This is a genomic window from Candidatus Saccharibacteria bacterium oral taxon 488, from assembly GCA_013100805.1.
In the GTDB taxonomy this organism is placed as follows: domain Bacteria; phylum Patescibacteriota; class Saccharimonadia; order Saccharimonadales; family Saccharimonadaceae; genus Nanosynbacter.
The window spans coordinates 641,638-659,592 of sequence record CP040000.1 but is presented as its reverse complement, the minus strand read 5'-3'; the positions used below and the strand labels follow the sequence as shown (position 1 = coordinate 659,592).

Below are 17,955 nucleotides of genomic sequence, written 5' to 3'. Positions count from 1 at the left end.
GGCATACTAAAAACCCCAGAAAAACTGGGGTTTGATAATTCCTTGGAGGGCCAGGAGGGGCTCGAACCCTCGACACCCTGCTTAAGAGGCAGGTGCTCTAACCAGCTGAGCTACTGGCCCAATCAGTCCAGATTATAGCATAATGAGTGGTGAAGGTAAACATAGCGTCGCACCTTTTGCTACGGACAATGCTTGGGGCGAATGATGGGGCTCGAACCCACGGCCTCCGGAGCCACAATCCAGCGCTCTAACCAACTGAGCTACATCCGCCAAGCTTCCCGATTATACCACAGGCGGCTACCATCCTCAAGGCGCTCGACGCGCCCATGCTGATTTGCTACAATCAAACAATGAAATCTCTCAATGGTGCAGAACTCGCGTCGTTTATCAAGCAGCGTCAGGCCAAGCAAGTGCGCATGCTCCGTCAAGCGCACCGCATTCAGCCGCGCCTCGCCATCGTCACCGATTCGGACAATCCGGTCATCGCTACCTACATGCGCCTCAAGCAGCGCTACGGTGCGGATATTTTGATTGAGGTAGAAATTTGTCGGGTGGCGACTCGTCAGCTACCGGAGACAATCACGGCGCTGAATCAACGTGATGACGTCCAAGGAATTATCGTCCAACTGCCGCTCGCTGAACCAGAGCGGACTGATCAAATTGTGCGGCTGGTAGCACCGGAAAAAGACGTCGATGGCCTTAATTCTGAGCGAACGCTGTTTGACCCGGCGACACCGATGGCCATCAATTGGCTATTGGCGGGCTATAGTGTGGAGCTAGCTGGTAAAAGGTTGGCGATTGTCGGGCGTGGGCGGCTGGTTGGTGCGCCGCTCGAGCGGATGTGGCGAGCGTCGGGGCTGGACGTAACGGTATTTAGTAGGGGTGATGATTTATCGCGACTACACGAATATGACGTCATCATCACGGCAACCGGCGTGGCAGGACTGATTCAGCCAAATATGATCCGACCTGGTGCGGTGGTGGTTGACGCAGGAACCGCCTCGGAGGATGGTAAGATTGTTGGTGACGTGGCACCGGCGAATCGGACGCGCACCGACATTCACTTGACACCAGAAAAAGGCGGCGTCGGCCCACTGACGGTGAGCGCATTGTTTGATAATGTGATTACGGCGTGCCTGCGCCGGGTTAATATCCGGTAGAAACTCACGGCTTTGTAATGACTGATTTGACCTGGGCGACGACTTGGCGCGGGGTGAGGTTGGCCTTGACGATGTAGCCTTGGATGCCGAGTGAGCGCATCTCGCGCGGGGCTTCTTCTTCGCCGAGGTTGGTCAGTACGATAACCGGTATGGTCTTGCCCCACGCGTGTGAGCGAATATGTCGCAAGGCCTCGGCTCCATTCATCTCTGGCATCTGGATATCAAGCAAAATAACATCTGGACGAAACGATTCGACGAGCGCCACGCCAATTGTGCCATTACTCGCTAGTCGTACGTCAAACCCGTCCGCCTCGAACTTCATTCGGTACATCTGACTGATCGTCGCGTCATCTTCGATGATAGCAATTTTAACCATAATTGTATTATAGCAGGCAGTGGTGTATTGTAAAACTAGCACAAAAGAGGTGGGCAAAGTGACAATAAAGCAGCGTGAAAGCATAACTATTCAGCCAGAGCGTTATGGCTGGGTTGAGTTGTCAGAGCGCAGGGCGGAACTTGAGCTGGATCAGTGGCGGATTCATCCAGTGCCGACGTGTGACCGATATCAGACGTCATCCTACGAGAGGATAGCGGCGGAGCTAGAAAAGTTAGCTGGTATGGGCTTTCATGGTGAGGCTGATCTAACGGCGGCAATTAAACGCCAGCGAACGATAATTGATGATACCAATCCAGCAACATGTGAGTTGATCGCTCGGGTTCCTGGCGTCGAGGATTGGCTGGAACTGATACCGACGGCGTCGGCACTGGACCTGTTATATGATCCGAGCATTGAGCGATTAGCGAATGGCAAACCAGTCTCGCCAGCGGTGCGCGACTGGGCTTGTAACATTTTGGATGCGCACGGTATTCGCAGTCGCGGTGAAATTGTTCAGAATATCCTCACTAAGCAGGCTATTGATCAAGCGTCTCTGGGCGCCACAGAGCAGCAGTGGGTTAGTCTAGCTTGCGGCGCTGCTCAGCCGGTTTGTCGGGCGCTCCGGCACATCAAAGAGAGCGGCAACCCTACGCCGCGAGTCGCACTGGTTGATCTTGACCGGTCGGCACTCAGGGCCGCAAAAACGTATGCTCAGGCAATGGAAGTTGGGCAGTTTACTGATGTTTGCTGCATGAATATTCTGCACCCTCAGGGTTTAGCCTTGCCCGCAGTAGACGCGCAAACGAATGTGGCAGCTCGAGCACTGCGGCGACAGGTTGGCCTTGAGGGGGCCGCATATGATGCAGTCGATGCCGTTGGAATTTTGGAGTATGTGCCCGAGGTGCTTTCAGATGAAAGTCCGACGGCGTTGCAGGTTAATGCCGCAACTTTTCTAGCTAATGCTGCCCAACTGGTGAAACCCGGCGGGTTGCTGCTGGTTGGTAATATGCGTGATACGCATCCACAGCTAGGCTTTACGCTGAATGTTGTGCAGTGGCCACATATCCAGCCTCGGTCAATCGAAACAATGCAGCGGATCGCGGGGGTAGCGGGTTTGGGTGATTGGCAGGTCGATGTATATTGTCCTGATGACGGTGTCTATGCACTGTATGCTATGCGTAGACCAAAGGTTGGTGGTACACTAGAAATATGACGAGGGAGTGGGCATGGAAATAGCGGGGCTGATCATTGCCGGGGTGATGTCATTGGTATTTGGCCTTATGGTCGTGGCTCATCAACCACGCCAGCCGGCAACCCGGTTCTTTTTTGTGCTGACGGTTGGCATTGCGCTGTGGGCACTGGGTATTGCGGCGTTTTTAGCGACTAATGTACTGGTGGCGGCACTAATATATCTGAGGATATATTACATCGGAGCAGCGCTGATCGCGGTAGCCATGCTCTCGGTGGCGGCTCATATCGGCTCCCGACGAACGATGAAATGGTTACCGGCCACTGCTTGGGTGTTATTCAGTATCGTTGCTGCGGTGATTGTCGTGCGAGTTGATTGGCTGATAGCACAAGTGGTAGTGGATGAGCATACCGTCGTTATCCATCCGATCGGTTATTTCGTTTATATGGCGTATTTCATACTGCTGTTTTTGGCGGCACTCATCATCCTCGCGTATCAGGCTCGTCGTCGTAGTGCGCTTTTGGTGCGCTCTCAGCTACGGCTTATTTCTCATGCGTACGGGATTGCTGGTGGCGTGGGTATGGTATTTAATTTGCTGCTACCAGCTGTCGGTCGCTACGATCTCATTTGGGCCGGTCCGCTGAGCACCTTTATTTTTATACCGTTGGCATACCTAACGATTGTTAAACATCGTCTCTTTGGTCTGAAAGATGCGGCGGTGCGAACGATTGCATATGCGATGTCGTTGAGCTTGTTAGCGATCGTATATTATGCGGCGACGTATATTATCTCGGCGATTGTCAGTGCGCTCAGCGGTCACGACATCGGTGGGATACCGGGCTTTTGGGGCGTGCTGGCGGCATTATTGTTAGGGTTTTTGTTTCAACCGACCAAGCAGTTTTTTGATCGCTTGACCGACAAGCTATTTTATCGGCAAGACTATACCATTGAAAGTTTTATCAACGAGATTGGGCAAATTTTGCTGCACACAATGGGGCTGCGGCTGCTGACGACTCGATTAGCGGCGTGCCTGACGCGGCTCCTCAAGGCTCGTCAGGTGATCTTTGCGGTCTATAATGACGGGCGCTTTCGGATATTTGGCTCACGTGGACACACTCGTCCGCCGCAGGTGGATCTAACGGGATTGGCAGCGCAACACCAGATTGAACAACTTGATGACGTAGCGGTCGTCGAATCACTGCCAGAGCAGCTACGGCGGACGATGAAGATACAAAAACTGGCTATCGTCATGACATTATCGCTGCAGGAGGATATCGTTGGTTTTGTGCTGATCGGCGAAAGTCAGAAAAATAATTATGTCGAGCGCGATCTCTCAATGCTTCGGGCGGTGCGTGGTGAGCTGGCGATTGCGATTAAAAATGCTCAGTCGATGGAGGAGGTGAATGAGCTGAATGCCGAGCTGCAGCAGCGTGTCGAGGCGGCGACGCAGGAACTGCGGATGAGTAACCAGCAGCTACAGCGGCTAGACGAGGCGAAGAATGAGTTTATTTCTATGGCATCGCATCAGCTGCGGACACCGCTAACCAGTATCAAGGGCTATCTCGATATGTTGCTCCAAGGTGATCTCGGCCCAGTTCGTCCAACACAAAAAGCTGTTCTGCGCGAAGCCTTTTCCTCGAGTGAGCGCATGGTACAACTGATCAATGACTTTCTCAGTATCTCTCGCTTACAGACCGGGACATTCACTATGAATCGTCAGCCGGCTAACCTCGGTGATATTGTACAAAGTGAAATGGCTCTGCTGAAGATTGTGGCCAAGCAGCATAACATCACTCTTTCGGTGCATATTGACGATGATGTTCCGACGTTGCCGATTGACGCCGAAAAACTCCGCCAAGTCATCATGAACATGATTGATAACGCAATCTTTTATTCTAAAGAACAAACAACTGTCAAGGTGTCGCTCTGTTGCGATACGCGGGAAGTGGTGTTTACGGTCGAAGACCAAGGCATCGGCGTGCCAAAAGCTGAGCAGTCTGGTGTGTTTGGTAAATTCTTTCGCGCCTCAAATGCTCGCAAGCGTCGTCCTGACGGCACGGGCGTTGGCTTGTTTTTGGCGCGTAAAGTCGTGCTGGAGCACGGCGGGGCGATGATTTTTACCTCGAAAGAAAACAAGGGCAGCACGTTCGGTTTTCGTCTGCCACTTGATAGGGCGGCCGCGAACAAGAAAAAGGCGACAAGTCACTGAGAAAGTTTTACCGGAATAAACTAATGATGCCAGTGATAATCACAATGACGATGATGACTATTACTACGCCGATGCCGACACCACGCAGTAATTTTTTGCGTTCATATAGCCATTGACCGGCCGACGAGCGGCTGACCGCCTGGATGCGCGTGACACTGGGTCGAGTTGTTGCGGCGTCAACACCAGAGTATTTCTTGGAGCGCTTTTTCTTCTGCTTTGCCATAATAGTATTGTACCATGAAATACCCCTCGGGGTGCGAGGGGTATCCATGCCAACCAGATTTATGATTATACGTGACGTCGACTGATGAGGTAGGCAACCCCGGCGGTGAGTAGGGCGCCAAGACCCAGTCCACCAACGAGCGTGTCAGTGGCGTTACCGGTCCGTGGCAGTTCGCCAACGGTCGTCGGTGCGGCAGGTGGGTTGGTGGTCTGTGTGCCACCTGAGGCTGATGGCGACTGCTGATTGTCATTGGTCGATGGCTGTTTCGATTGGTCTGGCGTTTTTGGCTCAGGTTTTGGTTGGGGAGCTGGTTGGGCTGGGTTTGGTTGCTTCGGGTCAGCCGGCGCTGGCTTTGGTTGCTTTGGCTGTGGCGTTGGCGCCGGTTTTGGCTGGGGAGCCGGGACCTGCGGCTTAGTCACCTCTATAGTAGCGCTGCTGCAATTGCTATGACCCTCAAGCGAAGCCTGCTCGCTTTTGAGACAAGTTGTGCTGGTCAATGTGCCCGCGACGTATTGTTTAACGACCGCGTCAATAGCAAATGTTTTTGACTCATTTGGCTTGAGCTCACTAATCAATGTCTGCCAGGTATTATTCTGAATTGTGCCACCAGACGCCTTTAGATAGGTTACACCTTGTGGTGCGGCATTGGTGGCGTACGTATCCCGCAGCGTAACCGTCCCCGTGTTGGTGACAGTTACCTGGTAAGTGAAGGCCTCGTTGACGGCGACTGTCTTGTGTTGCGCACCATTGACGGTAGTCTTGACGGCAAGCGCTAGAGTGATTTTCGGTGGTTTATCTGGCTTTGGCTCAGGTTTTGGTTGTGGTTTTGGCTCAGGCTTTGGTTGTGGAGCCGGGGTTTCGCCAGGGACTGTGGCCTGTTTGGTGCAGGCATCGCTGGTCACCGTCTCTTCTTTGCCGTTTACGTCAACGACGATAAAGGCTTTAACCGTGTACGTGCCTGGCGCGAAGCCCTTGAACTCGTTACCAGTTCGGTATACTTCTTTGCCGCTGGCGTCGTAGACTTTGTAAATTGTTGTCTTATAGGTTGCGCCGCCATGAGCGGAATATTTAACTGAGAACTTGAAACTAGTAGCTGAAAACTGATCAATGCTGAGCGCATTACAGCTGTAAACTGGCGTAGGTTTTGTGTTCGTCGGTGCCTGGGTATTGGTGTTGGCGGAGTGATCAGAATCTAGCGCCCATAATGTAGTTGGCACCGCTGCTGTGACTGCGACTACCGCTAAAACAGCGTAGTGACGCAGCGATAGCGAGCGGAATAGTGATGATAAGTTTCGCATAGCTTCCTCCTTTATCCTCATAACTCTATGTAGAATACACCAAAATGTTGTAAAAGTCAATTTTTGCCACAGCCAGCAGCCGCAGCTAATTCCTAGACAAAATATTGCCAATCTGCTACAATACGACCTGTTTGATGGCCTCATCGTCTAACGGTCAGGACACCAGGTTTTCATCCTGGCAATCGGAGTTCGATTCTCCGTGAGGTCACCAATATTTATGAGGATAGTTATCCCGTTTGAATTTGCAGTAGCTCGCTCAGTTTTGATAGCGAGCTATTTTTGTTGACGTCAAAACATAAAAATACTCTGGTATAATAAATAGTAGGACACTTCAAAAAGAAAGGAGAAAATCCTCGAATGACAAAGACGACGACCACAAAGGATAAGCCCAAGAAACAAGCTACGTCTTCGCCAGAGCGTAACATTCGATATGAGGCAGTCATTATTATTGAGGCGGCAATACTTGTTTGTTCAACGGGGGTATTCATAGGTCAACTACCGCTATTCTTTCAGAACCTTCAGGATATGCCGTTAGTACTGGCTGTCATTGGCGTAGCTATCGCATCACTCCTCGTTCAGGGTCTCATTGTCTTGAAGCAGTCCCGTCGAACTGACCAGTACCGGCAACGCATCGCTGCGCTTGCCATGGCTGTGGTGTATCCGGTGGTGCAATTCGTGGTATTGGCGCTGTTCTATATCTCTCAGGTTGGCCCATTTAGTTCAGCGCTTCGAGAGGCTACCCGTGCGATATTTAGTGCTATACTAGCCTTTAATAACTCGCTCCCGGCTATATTGTTTATGGTGGCGTGTACGACTATTGGTTCGCTGTGGCTATGGAAGATTATCGCGATGCCTAAGGGAGCGTCATACTGGCAGCCGCGTTCAGCCGATCAACTATCTGAGGCGGAGAGAATCAAGCAGAGGCGGGGTCTGCGTTATCGCAATATTGGTCTAACCTTGATGGTGCGAGTGCCGTTCGCACTCATATGTGCGTTCATACTTGTCGTGACACTGTTGTATATTGCTCCTGCTACCATTCTCTTTGCGATGATTATGGCGATGTCTGCGGTGGTGCCACATGCAGTCATTTTGAGCTTTGTTGTTGGGCTGGTGTATATGCTAAAGGGTGAGGTGTATTACAAGATAAAGCATTGACAAATTATGAGAGGATCGCGTATAATGGAAACAAGCTTGCGCTCATACAGGGTATACGCCGTGTAGGCGCGCGGGCCTACCAGAACGGTCGCACGGATGCGGAAAACTAATCGTTTAGCAATATTAACTAATTATTAGGTCGACAATGCATCCTGTTCTTGTGCGAGAAGAAAGACTTAGTACGGTAGTCAGTGTTGATGGAGACATTGACACGGGAGAAGCGTTATTCGTAATCAAGCATCTGCCCATCGGGGCAAAAAACTCAAGCTAAGCGCAATATCGGCGTATGGCGGAATCTTTCTATTAGTTATTTCATTTCTGGCACTAAGCTATCAGACAGGTGGCGTCGCCAGTCAGCAGGGTTCAGTCTCGGCCTCTCAGCCAATCGCACCGTCTACTGGTGTGACACATGAGACAAATAAGGTTTCAGTAGATCAACTGGCGGCTGCTAATGCGGTAACCGATCTGGCTGAGACGGTTAATCTGCCAACTGCTGGTGATTTACGTGAGGCGACGGCAACGCTGTCAATCAGAAAAGAGTTGGCTCAGGGTGATACAGAGGTTATTTCTAAGCCGCAGATTATCCAGCCTGAGAAATCAGCTCAACGTGGCATCAAGACTTACGTCACTAAGCAGGGTGATACGATGAATTCTATCGCCAAGAAGTTTAATGTAACGGCACAGACGGTGCGCTGGGCAAACAATACGACATCTGATGCAGTTGAAGCCGGTAAAACATTGACCATCCCGATGGTTGATGGTGTGGTTTATACAGTCAAAGACGGCGATACTATTGAAAAGTTGGCAGAAAAGTATAAAGCAAATCCTGAACGGGTGGCATTATATAACGACTTGGTAAATGGGGCGGCGCTAACCAAGGACACAAGGATTGTCTTGCCGGGTGGCGTACTGCCAGAAAATGAGCAGCCAGGTTACGTGGCGTCGCGCTCGGGCCGTCGGGGTTATGCAGGGCGGACAACGGGCGGCGCAGTCAGTGGTATCAGCTATGGTTACGCTCGAGCATCAGTTGGCAATCGATACGCTCTTGGCAACTGTACGTGGTATGTGTACGAGCGGCGAGCAGCACTTGGTCGACCAATCGGTAGTTTCTGGGGCAACGCAACGTCGTGGGCGGCAAGTGCTCGGGCAGCAGGTTTTGTCGTTAACCATACACCGGCACCAGGGGCAATCTTCCAGACGACATGGGGCGGTGGCGGTCTTGGCCACGTCGGTATGGTCGAGCGGGTTGAAGGTGGCACGATCTACGTTAGCGACATGAATTATGCTGGGTATAACGTCGTGACGCATCGAACAATCCCGATATCTGAAGTTGGTCGGTATAACTTTATCCACTAGGATGTTCTAAGGCAACAAAGTGCCTTCGCTATCTCTCGGGGGCGCTTTTTGGTATACTGAAACTATGTTTGTAGATACAGCGAAAGTATTAGTGCGAGCTGGCAAGGGCGGCAATGGTGCAGTCAGTTTTCGGCATGAGAAATATGTTGATAAGGGTGGTCCTGATGGTGGCGATGGCGGCCGCGGCGGTGACGTCATTTTTTTGGCAACTAAAGACCTCAATACACTGCTGAATTTTCGCTACAAGCCAGAACTAAAAGCAGAAAATGGTGGTGACGGTAGTAAGCGCAATAAACGCGGCAAGAGCGGCTCGCCGCTGGTCGTCAAAGTGCCAATGGGTACGTTGGTCAAGCGTGACGGCAAGGTGGTGGCAGACTTGACGGCAGACCAGCAACAAGCGGTCGTTGCTCGGGGTGGTGATGGTGGTTTTGGTAACGCGCACTTTACATCAAGTACGCGCCAAGCACCAAAGATGGCTGAACTTGGCGAGGCGGGTGAAGAATTTGAGGCAGAGCTGGAACTAAAATTGCTGGCCGATGTTGGTTTGGTTGGTTTTCCGAATGCTGGTAAATCGACATTCTTAAGCGTGGTTTCTAATGCTCGTCCAGAGATTGCTAATTATGAGTTTACGACATTGACGCCAAATCTGGGCGTAGCTGATGTTGATGATGGTTCGGTGTTGATTGCCGATATTCCAGGACTGATTGAAGGCGCCTCGGAAGGTAAGGGCTTGGGTGACCAGTTCCTTCGCCATGTTGAGCGGACGGCCGTGTTGCTGCACATGATTGACGCGTATAGTGACGACCCAGCAGAAAAATACCAGACCATTCGCCGCGAGCTGGAAAAATATTCTGAAGAATTAGCGGCGCGTCCAGAGATCATCGCTTTGACGAAGTGTGAAGGGCTGGATGATGAGATTATTGCCATGCAGTCGACGGCACTGCAGAATGTGGCGAACGGTTCGCCGGTGGTGGCGATTTCCTCGCAAACGCATGCTGGCGTGACTGAGCTGCTGCGTTTGCTGCGCCGTGAAGTTACTGAATATCGGGCACGTGAGGCGGAGATGGTTGAGGAAGAGGGTGATGATCTACCGGTAATCGCCCTGGACGCGCAAGCAGCGTCTGACGCCTGGACGGTGGAGCGGGTTGTTGGTGCGGAGCCTGAAAATGTAGATGATGAAGATGCGGTCAGTTTCATTATTCACGGTGCTAAAATTGAAAAGTTTGCTCGCCGCACTAACTTTGATCAATTTGAATCAGTCAATCGCCTGCGCGATATCATGCGAAAAATGGGTATCACTCACGAGCTAATCCGTCAGGGTGCGGTGGGCGAGACCGTGGTGCAGATTGGCGAATCGATGCCGTTTACGCTGGTTGAGCAGTAGGTTTGGGTGTCATCTCATAGCTTTGCTATACTATAGGTATGGCACAGACATTTTTCTTCTATGACTTAGAAACTAGCGGACTAAATCCGCGGCAAGACCGCATTATGCAGTTTGCCGGGCAGCAGATGGATATGAATCTCGAGCCGATTGGTGAGCCATATAACCTGCTGGTGACGCTGAATGATGATACATTGCCAAGTCCTGACGCGCTGATGGTGACTGGCATCACGCCGCAAAAAACGGTTGAGGAGGGCTACACCGAAGCGCAGTTTGCCTGGATGTTGAGTGAGGAAATTTTCACGCCTGAGACTATTGCGGTTGGTTTTAATAACATTCGGTTTGACGACGAATTTATCCGCCATTTGTTGTGGCGCAACTTCCATGATCCTTACGAATGGAGCTGGAAAGACGGTCGCTCGCGTTGGGATTTGCTGGATGTGGTGCGATTGACGCGGGCGCTCAGACCGGAAGGGATTAATTGGCCGCTTGATGCTAAGGGTGAGCCAAGTAACCGCTTGGAGTTGATCACCAGCGCCAATGGTATAGCGCACGAAAATGCTCATGACGCCTTGGCGGACGTAACGGCACTGATTGCCGTGACGAAATTAATCAAACAAAAACAGCCGCAACTATACGACTATTTACTAAAAATGCGTGACAAAAAAGTAGTCCAGCAGCTGGTTAACGTCGATGATAAAAAGCCATTTGTCTATGCCAGCGGTCGTTATGATAAAGAATTTGCTAAAACTACGGTGGCCTTTCCGCTGACGACCAGTCGAAATGGCGGTGTGGTTGTCTATGATCTGCGTTACGATCCGACGCCGTTTGTAGGACTAAGCGCAGAGGAATTGTCAGCAAAAATCTTTGCTTCGTGGGAAGAGCGGCAAGCTGAGGATTTCGTTAAATTACCGGTAAAAGAATTACAATATAACCGCTGTCCGGCGGTGGCGCCGCTGGGTGTGCTGGAACAGGGCGATGGCTGGCGGAAGATTTCACTGGACGCTAAAACTGTCCAAAAGCACCAAAACATATTACTAAAACATCCAGACTTTGCCGAAAAATTACGGACTATTTTTGAAAACAAGCCAGCCTTCAAGAAATTGCCTGATCCAGAAGCGCAATTGTATGATGGCTTTTTGAACGACCGTGATCGTATCCGTGTCGAAGCGGTGCGCAATGCCGATGAACGCGAGCTGGCTGATTTTCATCCAGAATTTCAGGACGAACGTTTAGCGCCGCTATTGCTGCACTACAAAGCACGCAACTTTCCGCGTTCGCTCAGTGAAGACGATTTGGCGCAGTGGGAAACCTGGCGGGCTCAGCGCCTGCAGGTGCAGTTACCAGGGTTTATGACAGCTTTGCATCGTTTAGCGCCGACAGCGACTGACGAGCAGCAGTTTATTTTGCAAGAATTGCAGTTGTGGGTAGAGGCAATAGTGCCGACTGAGGACTAGAATGAGGACTCGGCTAAATTTGAATGAGTCAGGTGGGCGTGCTAGTTCGTCGCCACGGCCAATCGTGTGGTTGATTGGTCGTCCGCTTTCATAGTGGTATCAGTCTGTGTTAAGTGGCGCTGTGTTACTGCTAGCCACGTGGCGACCATTGCTAGACTGACCTGTTGTGCCGCAGCGTGACGAGTCCGCGCTGCGAGGCGGAACTGTCGATTGATACGACGCTGATCAAATCGCCCCAGTATCTCGATGCTGTTCCAGAACGTGACGCTGATCGACTTGGCCCAAATAATGCACGCCGGTACAATGATCATCCAAAAACCCATCATCACAGCCGCTGGCAGGATAATGCTGGTAAAGGGGAGTCTGCCGATAACCATGAATGAAAACCACTCTTCACGAGTCAGGTAAAACAAGGTTGCGACGGCAACGGCAATTCCACAGATGATCACAAACCTCTTCATGTATTTTACTATAACAGCCGATTATTATATTTGCAATCATAAGCATAATATGTTTTTATAAATACATTTATGGTGTGGTATCAGGGGAAATTATCTCGCCCGCTGCAACTGGAAAAATAAACGTCTATTCGGTATAATAGACCAGATATGCCAGAGGTAATTCGCGTCAAGGGCGCCCGTGAACACAATCTGAAAAATATTGACGTGGAAATTCCGCGCGATAAATTAGTGGTAATCACTGGCCTGAGTGGTAGTGGTAAGTCGTCACTAGCGTTTGATACGATTTACGCCGAGGGCCAGCGCCGCTATGTCGAAAGTCTGTCGAGCTATGCGCGGCAATTTTTAGGCATTATGGATAAGCCGGATGTTGATAGCATTGAGGGTCTGAGTCCGGCAATTTCAATTGACCAAAAGTCAACCAGCCGTAATCCACGTTCAACCGTGGCGACGGTGACCGAGATTTATGATTATCTGCGCCTCTTGTTTGCGCGGATTGGCACGCCGCATTGTCCGGCTCTCAAGCCAGACGGCACGCGCTGCCATAAGCCAGTGTCGCGCCGCACAGCCGAGGCGATTATCCAAGAGATTGCTAAGCAATATGATGGCAAGCGATTGCTGCTACTCGCACCAATTGTCAAGAATAAGAAGGGCGAGTTTGCGCACATTCCAGAGCAATATCGACGGTTAGGTTACGCCCGGGTGCGCGTGGATGGTGTGGTGTATGCGCTGGATGAGTTTCCGCAGTTACAGAAAAGTTACAAGCACAGTATCGAGTTAGTGGTTGACCGCCTGGCAATGAACAGTGACCTGACTAGTCGGTTGAGTCAGAGTGTCGAGCAGGCGCTGGAGCTTGGCCAGGGTATGGTTGAGGTGCTGGATGCTGATACGGATGAACTGAAGACATTCTCGCAGCGATATGCCTGTGTTGATCATCCAGATGAGGAGATTCCAGAGCTTGAGCCGCGTCTGTTTAGTTTTAATGCACCGCAAGGGGCTTGTCCGAGCTGCACTGGACTTGGCAGCCGATTGGAGGTTGATCCTCATTTAGTACTGAATGAGAATCTGACGATTGCCGAAGGGGCAATTCGGCCATACAACCGGATCAATGTTGATAACTTTTACATGCGCAAGATTTCGGCGGTAGCCGAGGCGCATGGTTTTAGTATCCGGACGCCGGTCGGGCAGTTGTCTGATGAGGCGCGCCAGAAAGTACTCTACGGCACGGGCGATCAGAAATATCCAGTGCAGCTCGGCAATGGGCGGCATTACGATACAACCTATGAAGGGGTGATCCCTAATCTGGAGCGGCGCTGGAAAGAAACCGATAGCGAATTTATGCGCAAGGACATTGAGCGGTTTATGCGCCAGCGGGATTGTTATGTTTGCGGTGGCGCGCGGCTGAAGCCGGTTGTCTTGGCGGTAACGGTGCAGGGGTTGAATATTATGGATATTTGCGATCTTGGAGTTGATGACGCGCTTGATTTGTTCACTCACAAGTTAACATTGAACGAGCAGCAGGCAATGATCGCGAGGCTTATTTTGAAAGAGATTACCGCCCGCCTCGGCTTTATGAGTAATGTCGGGCTTAATTATTTGGAGTTAGGGCGCGCCGCCAATACGTTGAGCGGCGGCGAGGCGCAGCGAATTCGGCTGGCAACGCAGATTGGTAGCGGTTTGCAGGGTGTGCTGTATGTGCTGGATGAGCCATCAATTGGCCTGCATCAGCGCGATAATGATCGGCTGATTGCTACGCTGAAGCACCTACGTAATCTCGGCAATACGGTGCTGGTAGTCGAACACGACGAGGATACCATTCGGCAGAGTGACTTTTTGATCGATATGGGCCCAGGCGCTGGTGTGCATGGCGGCGCGGTGGTGGCGCTGGGTTCTCCTGAAGAGGTAGCAAAATGTGCAGATAGCGTGACTGGTTGGTATCTGTCGGGTATAGAAAAGATTGCCGTACCAAAACACCGCCGCCAGGTTGATGCGAGCCGTCAACTGATCGTCCGCGGTGCTCGTGAGAACAACTTGAAGCGTATCGACGTGGCGTTCCCCTTGGGTCTGATGACAGTGGTGTCGGGTGTATCAGGTAGCGGTAAATCAACTCTAGTTAATGATATTGTCGCCAAAGAATTAGCGGCACGGCTGAATCGGGCCAGCGATGTGTCAGGGGCACACGATAAAATTGAGGGTATCAAGCAGCTAGACAAAGCCATCGTCATCGATCAGTCGCCAATTGGCCGTACGCCACGCTCCAATCCAGCGACCTACACTGGTATTTTTACGCCAATTCGCGAGCTGTTTGCCAGCACGCCTGAGGCTAATGTTCGCGGCTATAAAGCGGGCCGGTTTAGCTTTAACGTCAAGGGCGGCCGCTGCGAAAATTGCCAAGGCGACGGTATGATCAAGATCGAAATGCATTTCTTGCCAGATGTCTACGTCCAGTGCGACGAGTGTCACGGTCAGCGTTACAATCGTGAGGCGCTGGAGATTAAGTATAAAAATAAGACCATTGCTGATGTACTTGATATGACGGTCGAGCAGGCGGCGGAGTTCTTTGATAGTGTGCCTAATATCGCCCGGAAATTACAGACGCTGGTCGAAGTTGGTCTTAGCTACATCAAGCTCGGCCAGCCAGCGACCACCTTTTCAGGCGGCGAGGCACAGCGGATTAAACTAGCGACAGAACTCTCCAAGCGTTCGACGGGCAAGACGATGTATATTCTGGACGAGCCGACAACTGGGCTACATTCTGCCGATGTTAAGCGGCTGCTGGGGATTTTGCAGCAGCTGGTTGACGGCGGCAACAGTATGATCATCATTGAGCACAATCTGGATGTCATCAAATCGGCCGACTGGATTATTGATATGGGGCCTGAGGGTGGTCTCGGCGGCGGTACGGTGGTGGCGAGCGGCACGCCAGAAGAAGTCGCCAACGTGCCAGAATCATTTACTGGTACGTATCTGAAAAGTTTGCTGTAGTTTGACGTACAGCTACTAACGAGCAGTCTTCATACATGAAGGCTTATTGCTTTTTGCGGGGATTCTTGCCAAACAGGACTGATACTTGTTGGCGTAGTGTCGCGCGAGTATGCTCCTGCTTGAGGGCGTGAATAATCATTGGCAGCACTGACAAAAAGATGATGACCAGTGCGGCGACTTCTATATTAACACCAGCGTCGGTGAGCGCCTTGCCAGCAAAGAATCCGAGGTAGGTGAAAAGCGTGGCCCAAATAACGCCACCGAGAATATTAAAAATAATAAAAGTTCGATAGTGCATCTTGCTAGCGCCGGCCACGATTGGCGCAAACGTACGCACAATCGGTACAAACCGTGCCAGCACCACAGTAAGTGAGCCATGCTTTTCGTAAAACTTTTCGGCTTGCACGAGATATTTCTTCTTAAAGAAGCGAGAGTTTTTGCGTTCAAATAATTTACGGCCAACTTTATGTCCAAATGCGTAACCGACACTGTCGCCGAGAATAGCCATTAATGAGAGCAGGAGCGCAAAGAAATGAATATCAATTGGCAAAATATGCTGCTGAACCATATAGCCAGCCGTGAATAGCAGACTATCGCCCGGAAAGACGAAACCAAAGAGTAGGCCCGATTCGGCAAAGACAACCAGCAAAATCGCGACAACACCAAAATGAACAATAAAATCAATAAACGCGTGCATCATATCATTATGCATTATAGCATACTACCTAGAGACTGTGCTGGTTAGGCGTCAATAAAGCCGCCAGATTGATGCTGCCACAGTTTTGCGTAGTGGCCGCCATGCTTAATGAGCTGGTCATGTGAGCCATCCTCGACTATCTTACCATCGTGCATCACGATGATTCGATCAAGCTTGGCGATTGTTGAAAGTCGATGAGCGATGACGATTGAGGTACGGTTCTGCATCAGTGTCTTGAGCGATTTTTGGATTAGAACTTCTGACTCAGAATCAAGCGCCGAGGTCGCCTCGTCGAGGACCAAGATTGGCGCATCTTTCACGATGGCCCGAGCGATAGCAATGCGCTGGCGCTGTCCACCCGACAACTTTACGCCGCGCTCACCGACCAGTGTGTCAAAGCCGTCCTGCAGCTGAGTAATAAAATCATAGGCCCCCGCCTTTTTGGCTGCTTGTTCAATCTCGGCATCAGTAGCGTCGGCCTTGCCATAGGCAATGTTCTCACGCACCGAACGGTGAAACAGCAGCGGCTCCTGCGGCACGTAAGCGATCTGCGAACGGAGGCTGGCCTGTGTGACCTCGGCAATGTCCTGCTCATCAATCATGATTGCGCCCGAGTCGATGTCGGCAAATCTCAGCAGCAATTTCGTCAGAGTCGTCTTGCCCGAACCACTAGAACCAACCAGCCCGACCTTTTCGCCTGGCGTAATATGCAATGAAAAGTCGCGAAACAGCATCGCCCCCTTGCCTTCGTCATGCGTAAAGGTTACGGCATCAAAATCAATAACACCGCGATTAACATGAAGCTTTTTGTCACTTCTATCAACAAGTGATGTTGGTGTGTGTAATATCTCGACCATCTCATGAGCGTCACCGATGATCCGGTTATAATTGCGCATGATGCTATTCATATTCCACAGCTCACGGGCAACACTACCAGTGTAGGTAATGATTAAGTACACCGCTGCGACCGAAACGACATTATACTGTGCTGCATAAATAGCGAACACGATGGCACCGATTCGGATGCTGGTGTTTATCGTTGAGTAAACACTGCTGACAGTGAGGAACCCTCGCATGGTGGCCAGGCTAGCCTTGCGCCATGCGCGATTTGTTTTATCAAATCGCTGCTGCTCGATTTTTTCAGCGCTGGATGACTTGACAGCAAGCACATTTGACACCATGTCAGCGAGGTTGCCGCTTACTTTGTTGCTGGCCTCCGCCTCACGCCTACTTAATTTGGCCATCGGACGCGATCCAAAGAACACGGCTACGCCAAAGATGATCGAGAACATGAATAGAAAGAGCGCGTATTGCCAGAGTAACATCGACAGGATAACAATTGATCCGGTGAGTGAGATAACCAGCGGCAGTACTGCCCACACTAGCTCATCCCAAAATCGCTCAACACAGCTACTGAGCTTGCTGTTTTGGCTGACGAGCGAGCCACCAAATTTGTTAGAGTGGAAAAACATGGTCTCACCAGATAGCTTGGCGAATACCTTGTTTGCGATGTCGCGCTGCATAATGGTTTCTAACGTCCACATTAAATACAGTACTATCCGCCACCCAATAATCTCTGACCATAGTTGGCTGAGGCCATAGAGAATCACAAGCGTCCACACAGAGCCGGTCTGTAGCTGACCATGTTGAATCATATCCAGGAGCTGTGCGATAATCAGCGGTCCGACAATTGTGCCTACCGCTAAGGTTAAGGTAGCTGTAATGAGCGCTAGATTGCGTCGCCATTTGTATGGACGTGACGCTCGCCATAGTAATTGTAATGTTATTTTTGCGTGTTGTTGTCGCAAGGTAAAACTCCTTAGATTTATATTTTGATATAAAGATAGGTCATCCACGACCCGCTATGGTGGGCTCGGGCGACCAAGACTCACGATAATAATACAAATTTCATTGTATAACAGGGGCGGGTTGGCTGTCAACTGATGGAAGAATGTTAGCGTACTATGAATAAAAGGTAGCCGAGGGAGCGTGACGTGTCTATGTCTCTACA

At 50.9% G+C, this 17,955-nt stretch carries 14 protein-coding genes and 3 tRNA genes; 9 read left to right on the top strand and 8 right to left on the bottom strand.

What is annotated here, in order from left to right:
* Positions 1–43: 43 nt before the first annotated feature.
* Both FBF27_03455 and FBF27_03450 read right to left on the bottom strand, forming a co-directional pair.
* A tRNA-Lys gene (locus FBF27_03455) sits at positions 44–120 on the bottom strand.
* A gap of 73 nt (positions 121–193) precedes the next feature.
* Positions 194–270, bottom strand: a tRNA-His gene (locus FBF27_03450).
* A gap of 56 nt (positions 271–326) precedes the next feature.
* Here FBF27_03450 and FBF27_03445 point away from each other — a divergent pair.
* A complete protein-coding gene (locus tag FBF27_03445) occupies positions 327–1,160 on the top strand; it encodes a bifunctional 5,10-methylenetetrahydrofolate dehydrogenase/5,10-methenyltetrahydrofolate cyclohydrolase (GenBank protein ID QJU09449.1) in 834 nt (277 codons plus the stop codon).
* Between the two features lie 4 nt (positions 1,161–1,164).
* Here FBF27_03445 and FBF27_03440 read toward each other — a convergent pair whose 3' ends face one another.
* Positions 1,165–1,620, bottom strand: coding sequence for a response regulator (locus tag FBF27_03440; GenBank protein ID QJU09448.1), 456 nt, complete (start codon positions 1,618–1,620; stop codon positions 1,165–1,167).
* Between FBF27_03440 and FBF27_03435 the strand changes: the two genes are divergently transcribed.
* Positions 1,595–2,749 carry a hypothetical protein gene (locus FBF27_03435; GenBank protein ID QJU09447.1) on the top strand — a complete coding sequence of 385 codons (1,155 nt, stop codon included), beginning with the start codon at positions 1,595–1,597 and terminating at the stop codon, positions 2,747–2,749. The two genes, FBF27_03440 and FBF27_03435, sit on opposite strands and share 26 nt — an antisense overlap.
* Positions 2,750–2,762: 13 nt before the next feature.
* A complete protein-coding gene (locus FBF27_03430) occupies positions 2,763–4,934 on the top strand; it encodes a hypothetical protein (protein QJU09446.1) in 2,172 nt (723 codons plus the stop codon).
* A gap of 7 nt (positions 4,935–4,941) precedes the next feature.
* Here the strand turns inward: FBF27_03430 and FBF27_03425 are convergent, their stop codons facing one another.
* Together FBF27_03425 and FBF27_03420 are read right to left on the bottom strand one after the other, a co-directional pair.
* The gene (locus FBF27_03425) at positions 4,942–5,157 is read right to left on the bottom strand and encodes a hypothetical protein (protein ID QJU09445.1); all 216 of its coding nucleotides are present in this window, start codon (positions 5,155–5,157) and stop codon (positions 4,942–4,944) included.
* A 65-nt stretch (positions 5,158–5,222) separates the two neighbouring features.
* Complete coding sequence (locus FBF27_03420) at positions 5,223–6,599, bottom strand: DUF11 domain-containing protein (GenBank protein ID QJU09444.1); 1,377 nt, start codon at positions 6,597–6,599, stop codon at positions 5,223–5,225.
* On the opposite strand from FBF27_03420, the gene FBF27_03415 reads away from it, so the two are divergent.
* The 5 genes from FBF27_03415 to sbcB all read left to right on the top strand — a co-directional run bounded on the left by FBF27_03415 (position 6,592) and on the right by sbcB (position 11,804).
* A tRNA-Glu gene (locus FBF27_03415) sits at positions 6,592–6,666 on the top strand. The two genes, FBF27_03420 and FBF27_03415, sit on opposite strands and share 8 nt — an antisense overlap.
* Positions 6,667–6,812: 146 nt before the next feature.
* A complete protein-coding gene (locus FBF27_03410; GenBank protein ID QJU09443.1) occupies positions 6,813–7,610 on the top strand; it encodes a hypothetical protein in 798 nt (265 codons plus the stop codon).
* Between the two features lie 402 nt (positions 7,611–8,012).
* Positions 8,013–8,966 carry a CHAP domain-containing protein gene (locus tag FBF27_03405; protein QJU09442.1) on the top strand — a complete coding sequence of 318 codons (954 nt, stop codon included), beginning with the start codon at positions 8,013–8,015 and terminating at the stop codon, positions 8,964–8,966.
* A 64-nt stretch (positions 8,967–9,030) separates the two neighbouring features.
* On the top strand, positions 9,031–10,350 hold the full coding sequence (obgE, locus tag FBF27_03400; protein QJU09441.1) for a GTPase ObgE: 1,320 nt from the start codon (positions 9,031–9,033) through the stop codon (positions 10,348–10,350).
* A 38-nt stretch (positions 10,351–10,388) separates the two neighbouring features.
* Entirely contained in the window at positions 10,389–11,804 is a 1,416-nt protein-coding gene (gene sbcB, locus FBF27_03395; protein QJU09440.1) for an exodeoxyribonuclease I, read from the top strand.
* 41 nt (positions 11,805–11,845) lie between these two features.
* Here sbcB and FBF27_03390 read toward each other — a convergent pair whose 3' ends face one another.
* Positions 11,846–12,265 (bottom strand): hypothetical protein, encoded by a 420-nt coding sequence (locus tag FBF27_03390; GenBank protein ID QJU09439.1) that lies wholly within the window; start codon positions 12,263–12,265, stop codon positions 11,846–11,848.
* A 147-nt stretch (positions 12,266–12,412) separates the two neighbouring features.
* Between FBF27_03390 and uvrA the strand changes: the two genes are divergently transcribed.
* The gene (uvrA, locus tag FBF27_03385; GenBank protein ID QJU09438.1) at positions 12,413–15,247 is read left to right on the top strand and encodes an excinuclease ABC subunit UvrA; all 2,835 of its coding nucleotides are present in this window, start codon (positions 12,413–12,415) and stop codon (positions 15,245–15,247) included.
* A gap of 43 nt (positions 15,248–15,290) precedes the next feature.
* Here the strand turns inward: uvrA and FBF27_03380 are convergent, their stop codons facing one another.
* Both FBF27_03380 and FBF27_03375 read right to left on the bottom strand, forming a co-directional pair.
* The gene (locus FBF27_03380; GenBank protein ID QJU09660.1) at positions 15,291–15,944 is read right to left on the bottom strand and encodes a DedA family protein; all 654 of its coding nucleotides are present in this window, start codon (positions 15,942–15,944) and stop codon (positions 15,291–15,293) included.
* Between the two features lie 44 nt (positions 15,945–15,988).
* Positions 15,989–17,800 carry an ABC transporter ATP-binding protein gene (locus FBF27_03375; protein ID QJU09437.1) on the bottom strand — a complete coding sequence of 604 codons (1,812 nt, stop codon included), beginning with the start codon at positions 17,798–17,800 and terminating at the stop codon, positions 15,989–15,991.
* Positions 17,801–17,955 lie beyond the last annotated feature (155 nt).

Bases quoted from the DNA above. Each gene is read 5' to 3' on its own strand.
- FBF27_03390 (QJU09439.1), bottom strand. From the start codon at position 12,265: ATGAAGAGGTTTGTGATCATCTGTGGAATTGCCGTTGCCGTCGCAACC.
- obgE (QJU09441.1), top strand. From the start codon at position 9,031: ATGTTTGTAGATACAGCGAAAGTATTAGTGCGAGCTGGCAAGGGCGGC.
- sbcB (QJU09440.1), top strand. From the start codon at position 10,389: ATGGCACAGACATTTTTCTTCTATGACTTAGAAACTAGCGGACTAAAT.
- FBF27_03425 (QJU09445.1), bottom strand. From the start codon at position 5,157: ATGGCAAAGCAGAAGAAAAAGCGCTCCAAGAAATACTCTGGTGTTGAC.
- FBF27_03380 (QJU09660.1), bottom strand. From the start codon at position 15,944: ATGCACGCGTTTATTGATTTTATTGTTCATTTTGGTGTTGTCGCGATT.
- FBF27_03410 (QJU09443.1), top strand. From the start codon at position 6,813: ATGACAAAGACGACGACCACAAAGGATAAGCCCAAGAAACAAGCTACG.
- FBF27_03445 (QJU09449.1), top strand. From the start codon at position 327: ATGCTGATTTGCTACAATCAAACAATGAAATCTCTCAATGGTGCAGAA.
- FBF27_03440 (QJU09448.1), bottom strand. From the start codon at position 1,620: ATGCTTTCACGCTGCTTTATTGTCACTTTGCCCACCTCTTTTGTGCTA.
- FBF27_03430 (QJU09446.1), top strand. From the start codon at position 2,763: ATGGAAATAGCGGGGCTGATCATTGCCGGGGTGATGTCATTGGTATTT.
- uvrA (QJU09438.1), top strand. From the start codon at position 12,413: ATGCCAGAGGTAATTCGCGTCAAGGGCGCCCGTGAACACAATCTGAAA.
- FBF27_03420 (QJU09444.1), bottom strand. From the start codon at position 6,599: ATGAGGCCATCAAACAGGTCGTATTGTAGCAGATTGGCAATATTTTGT.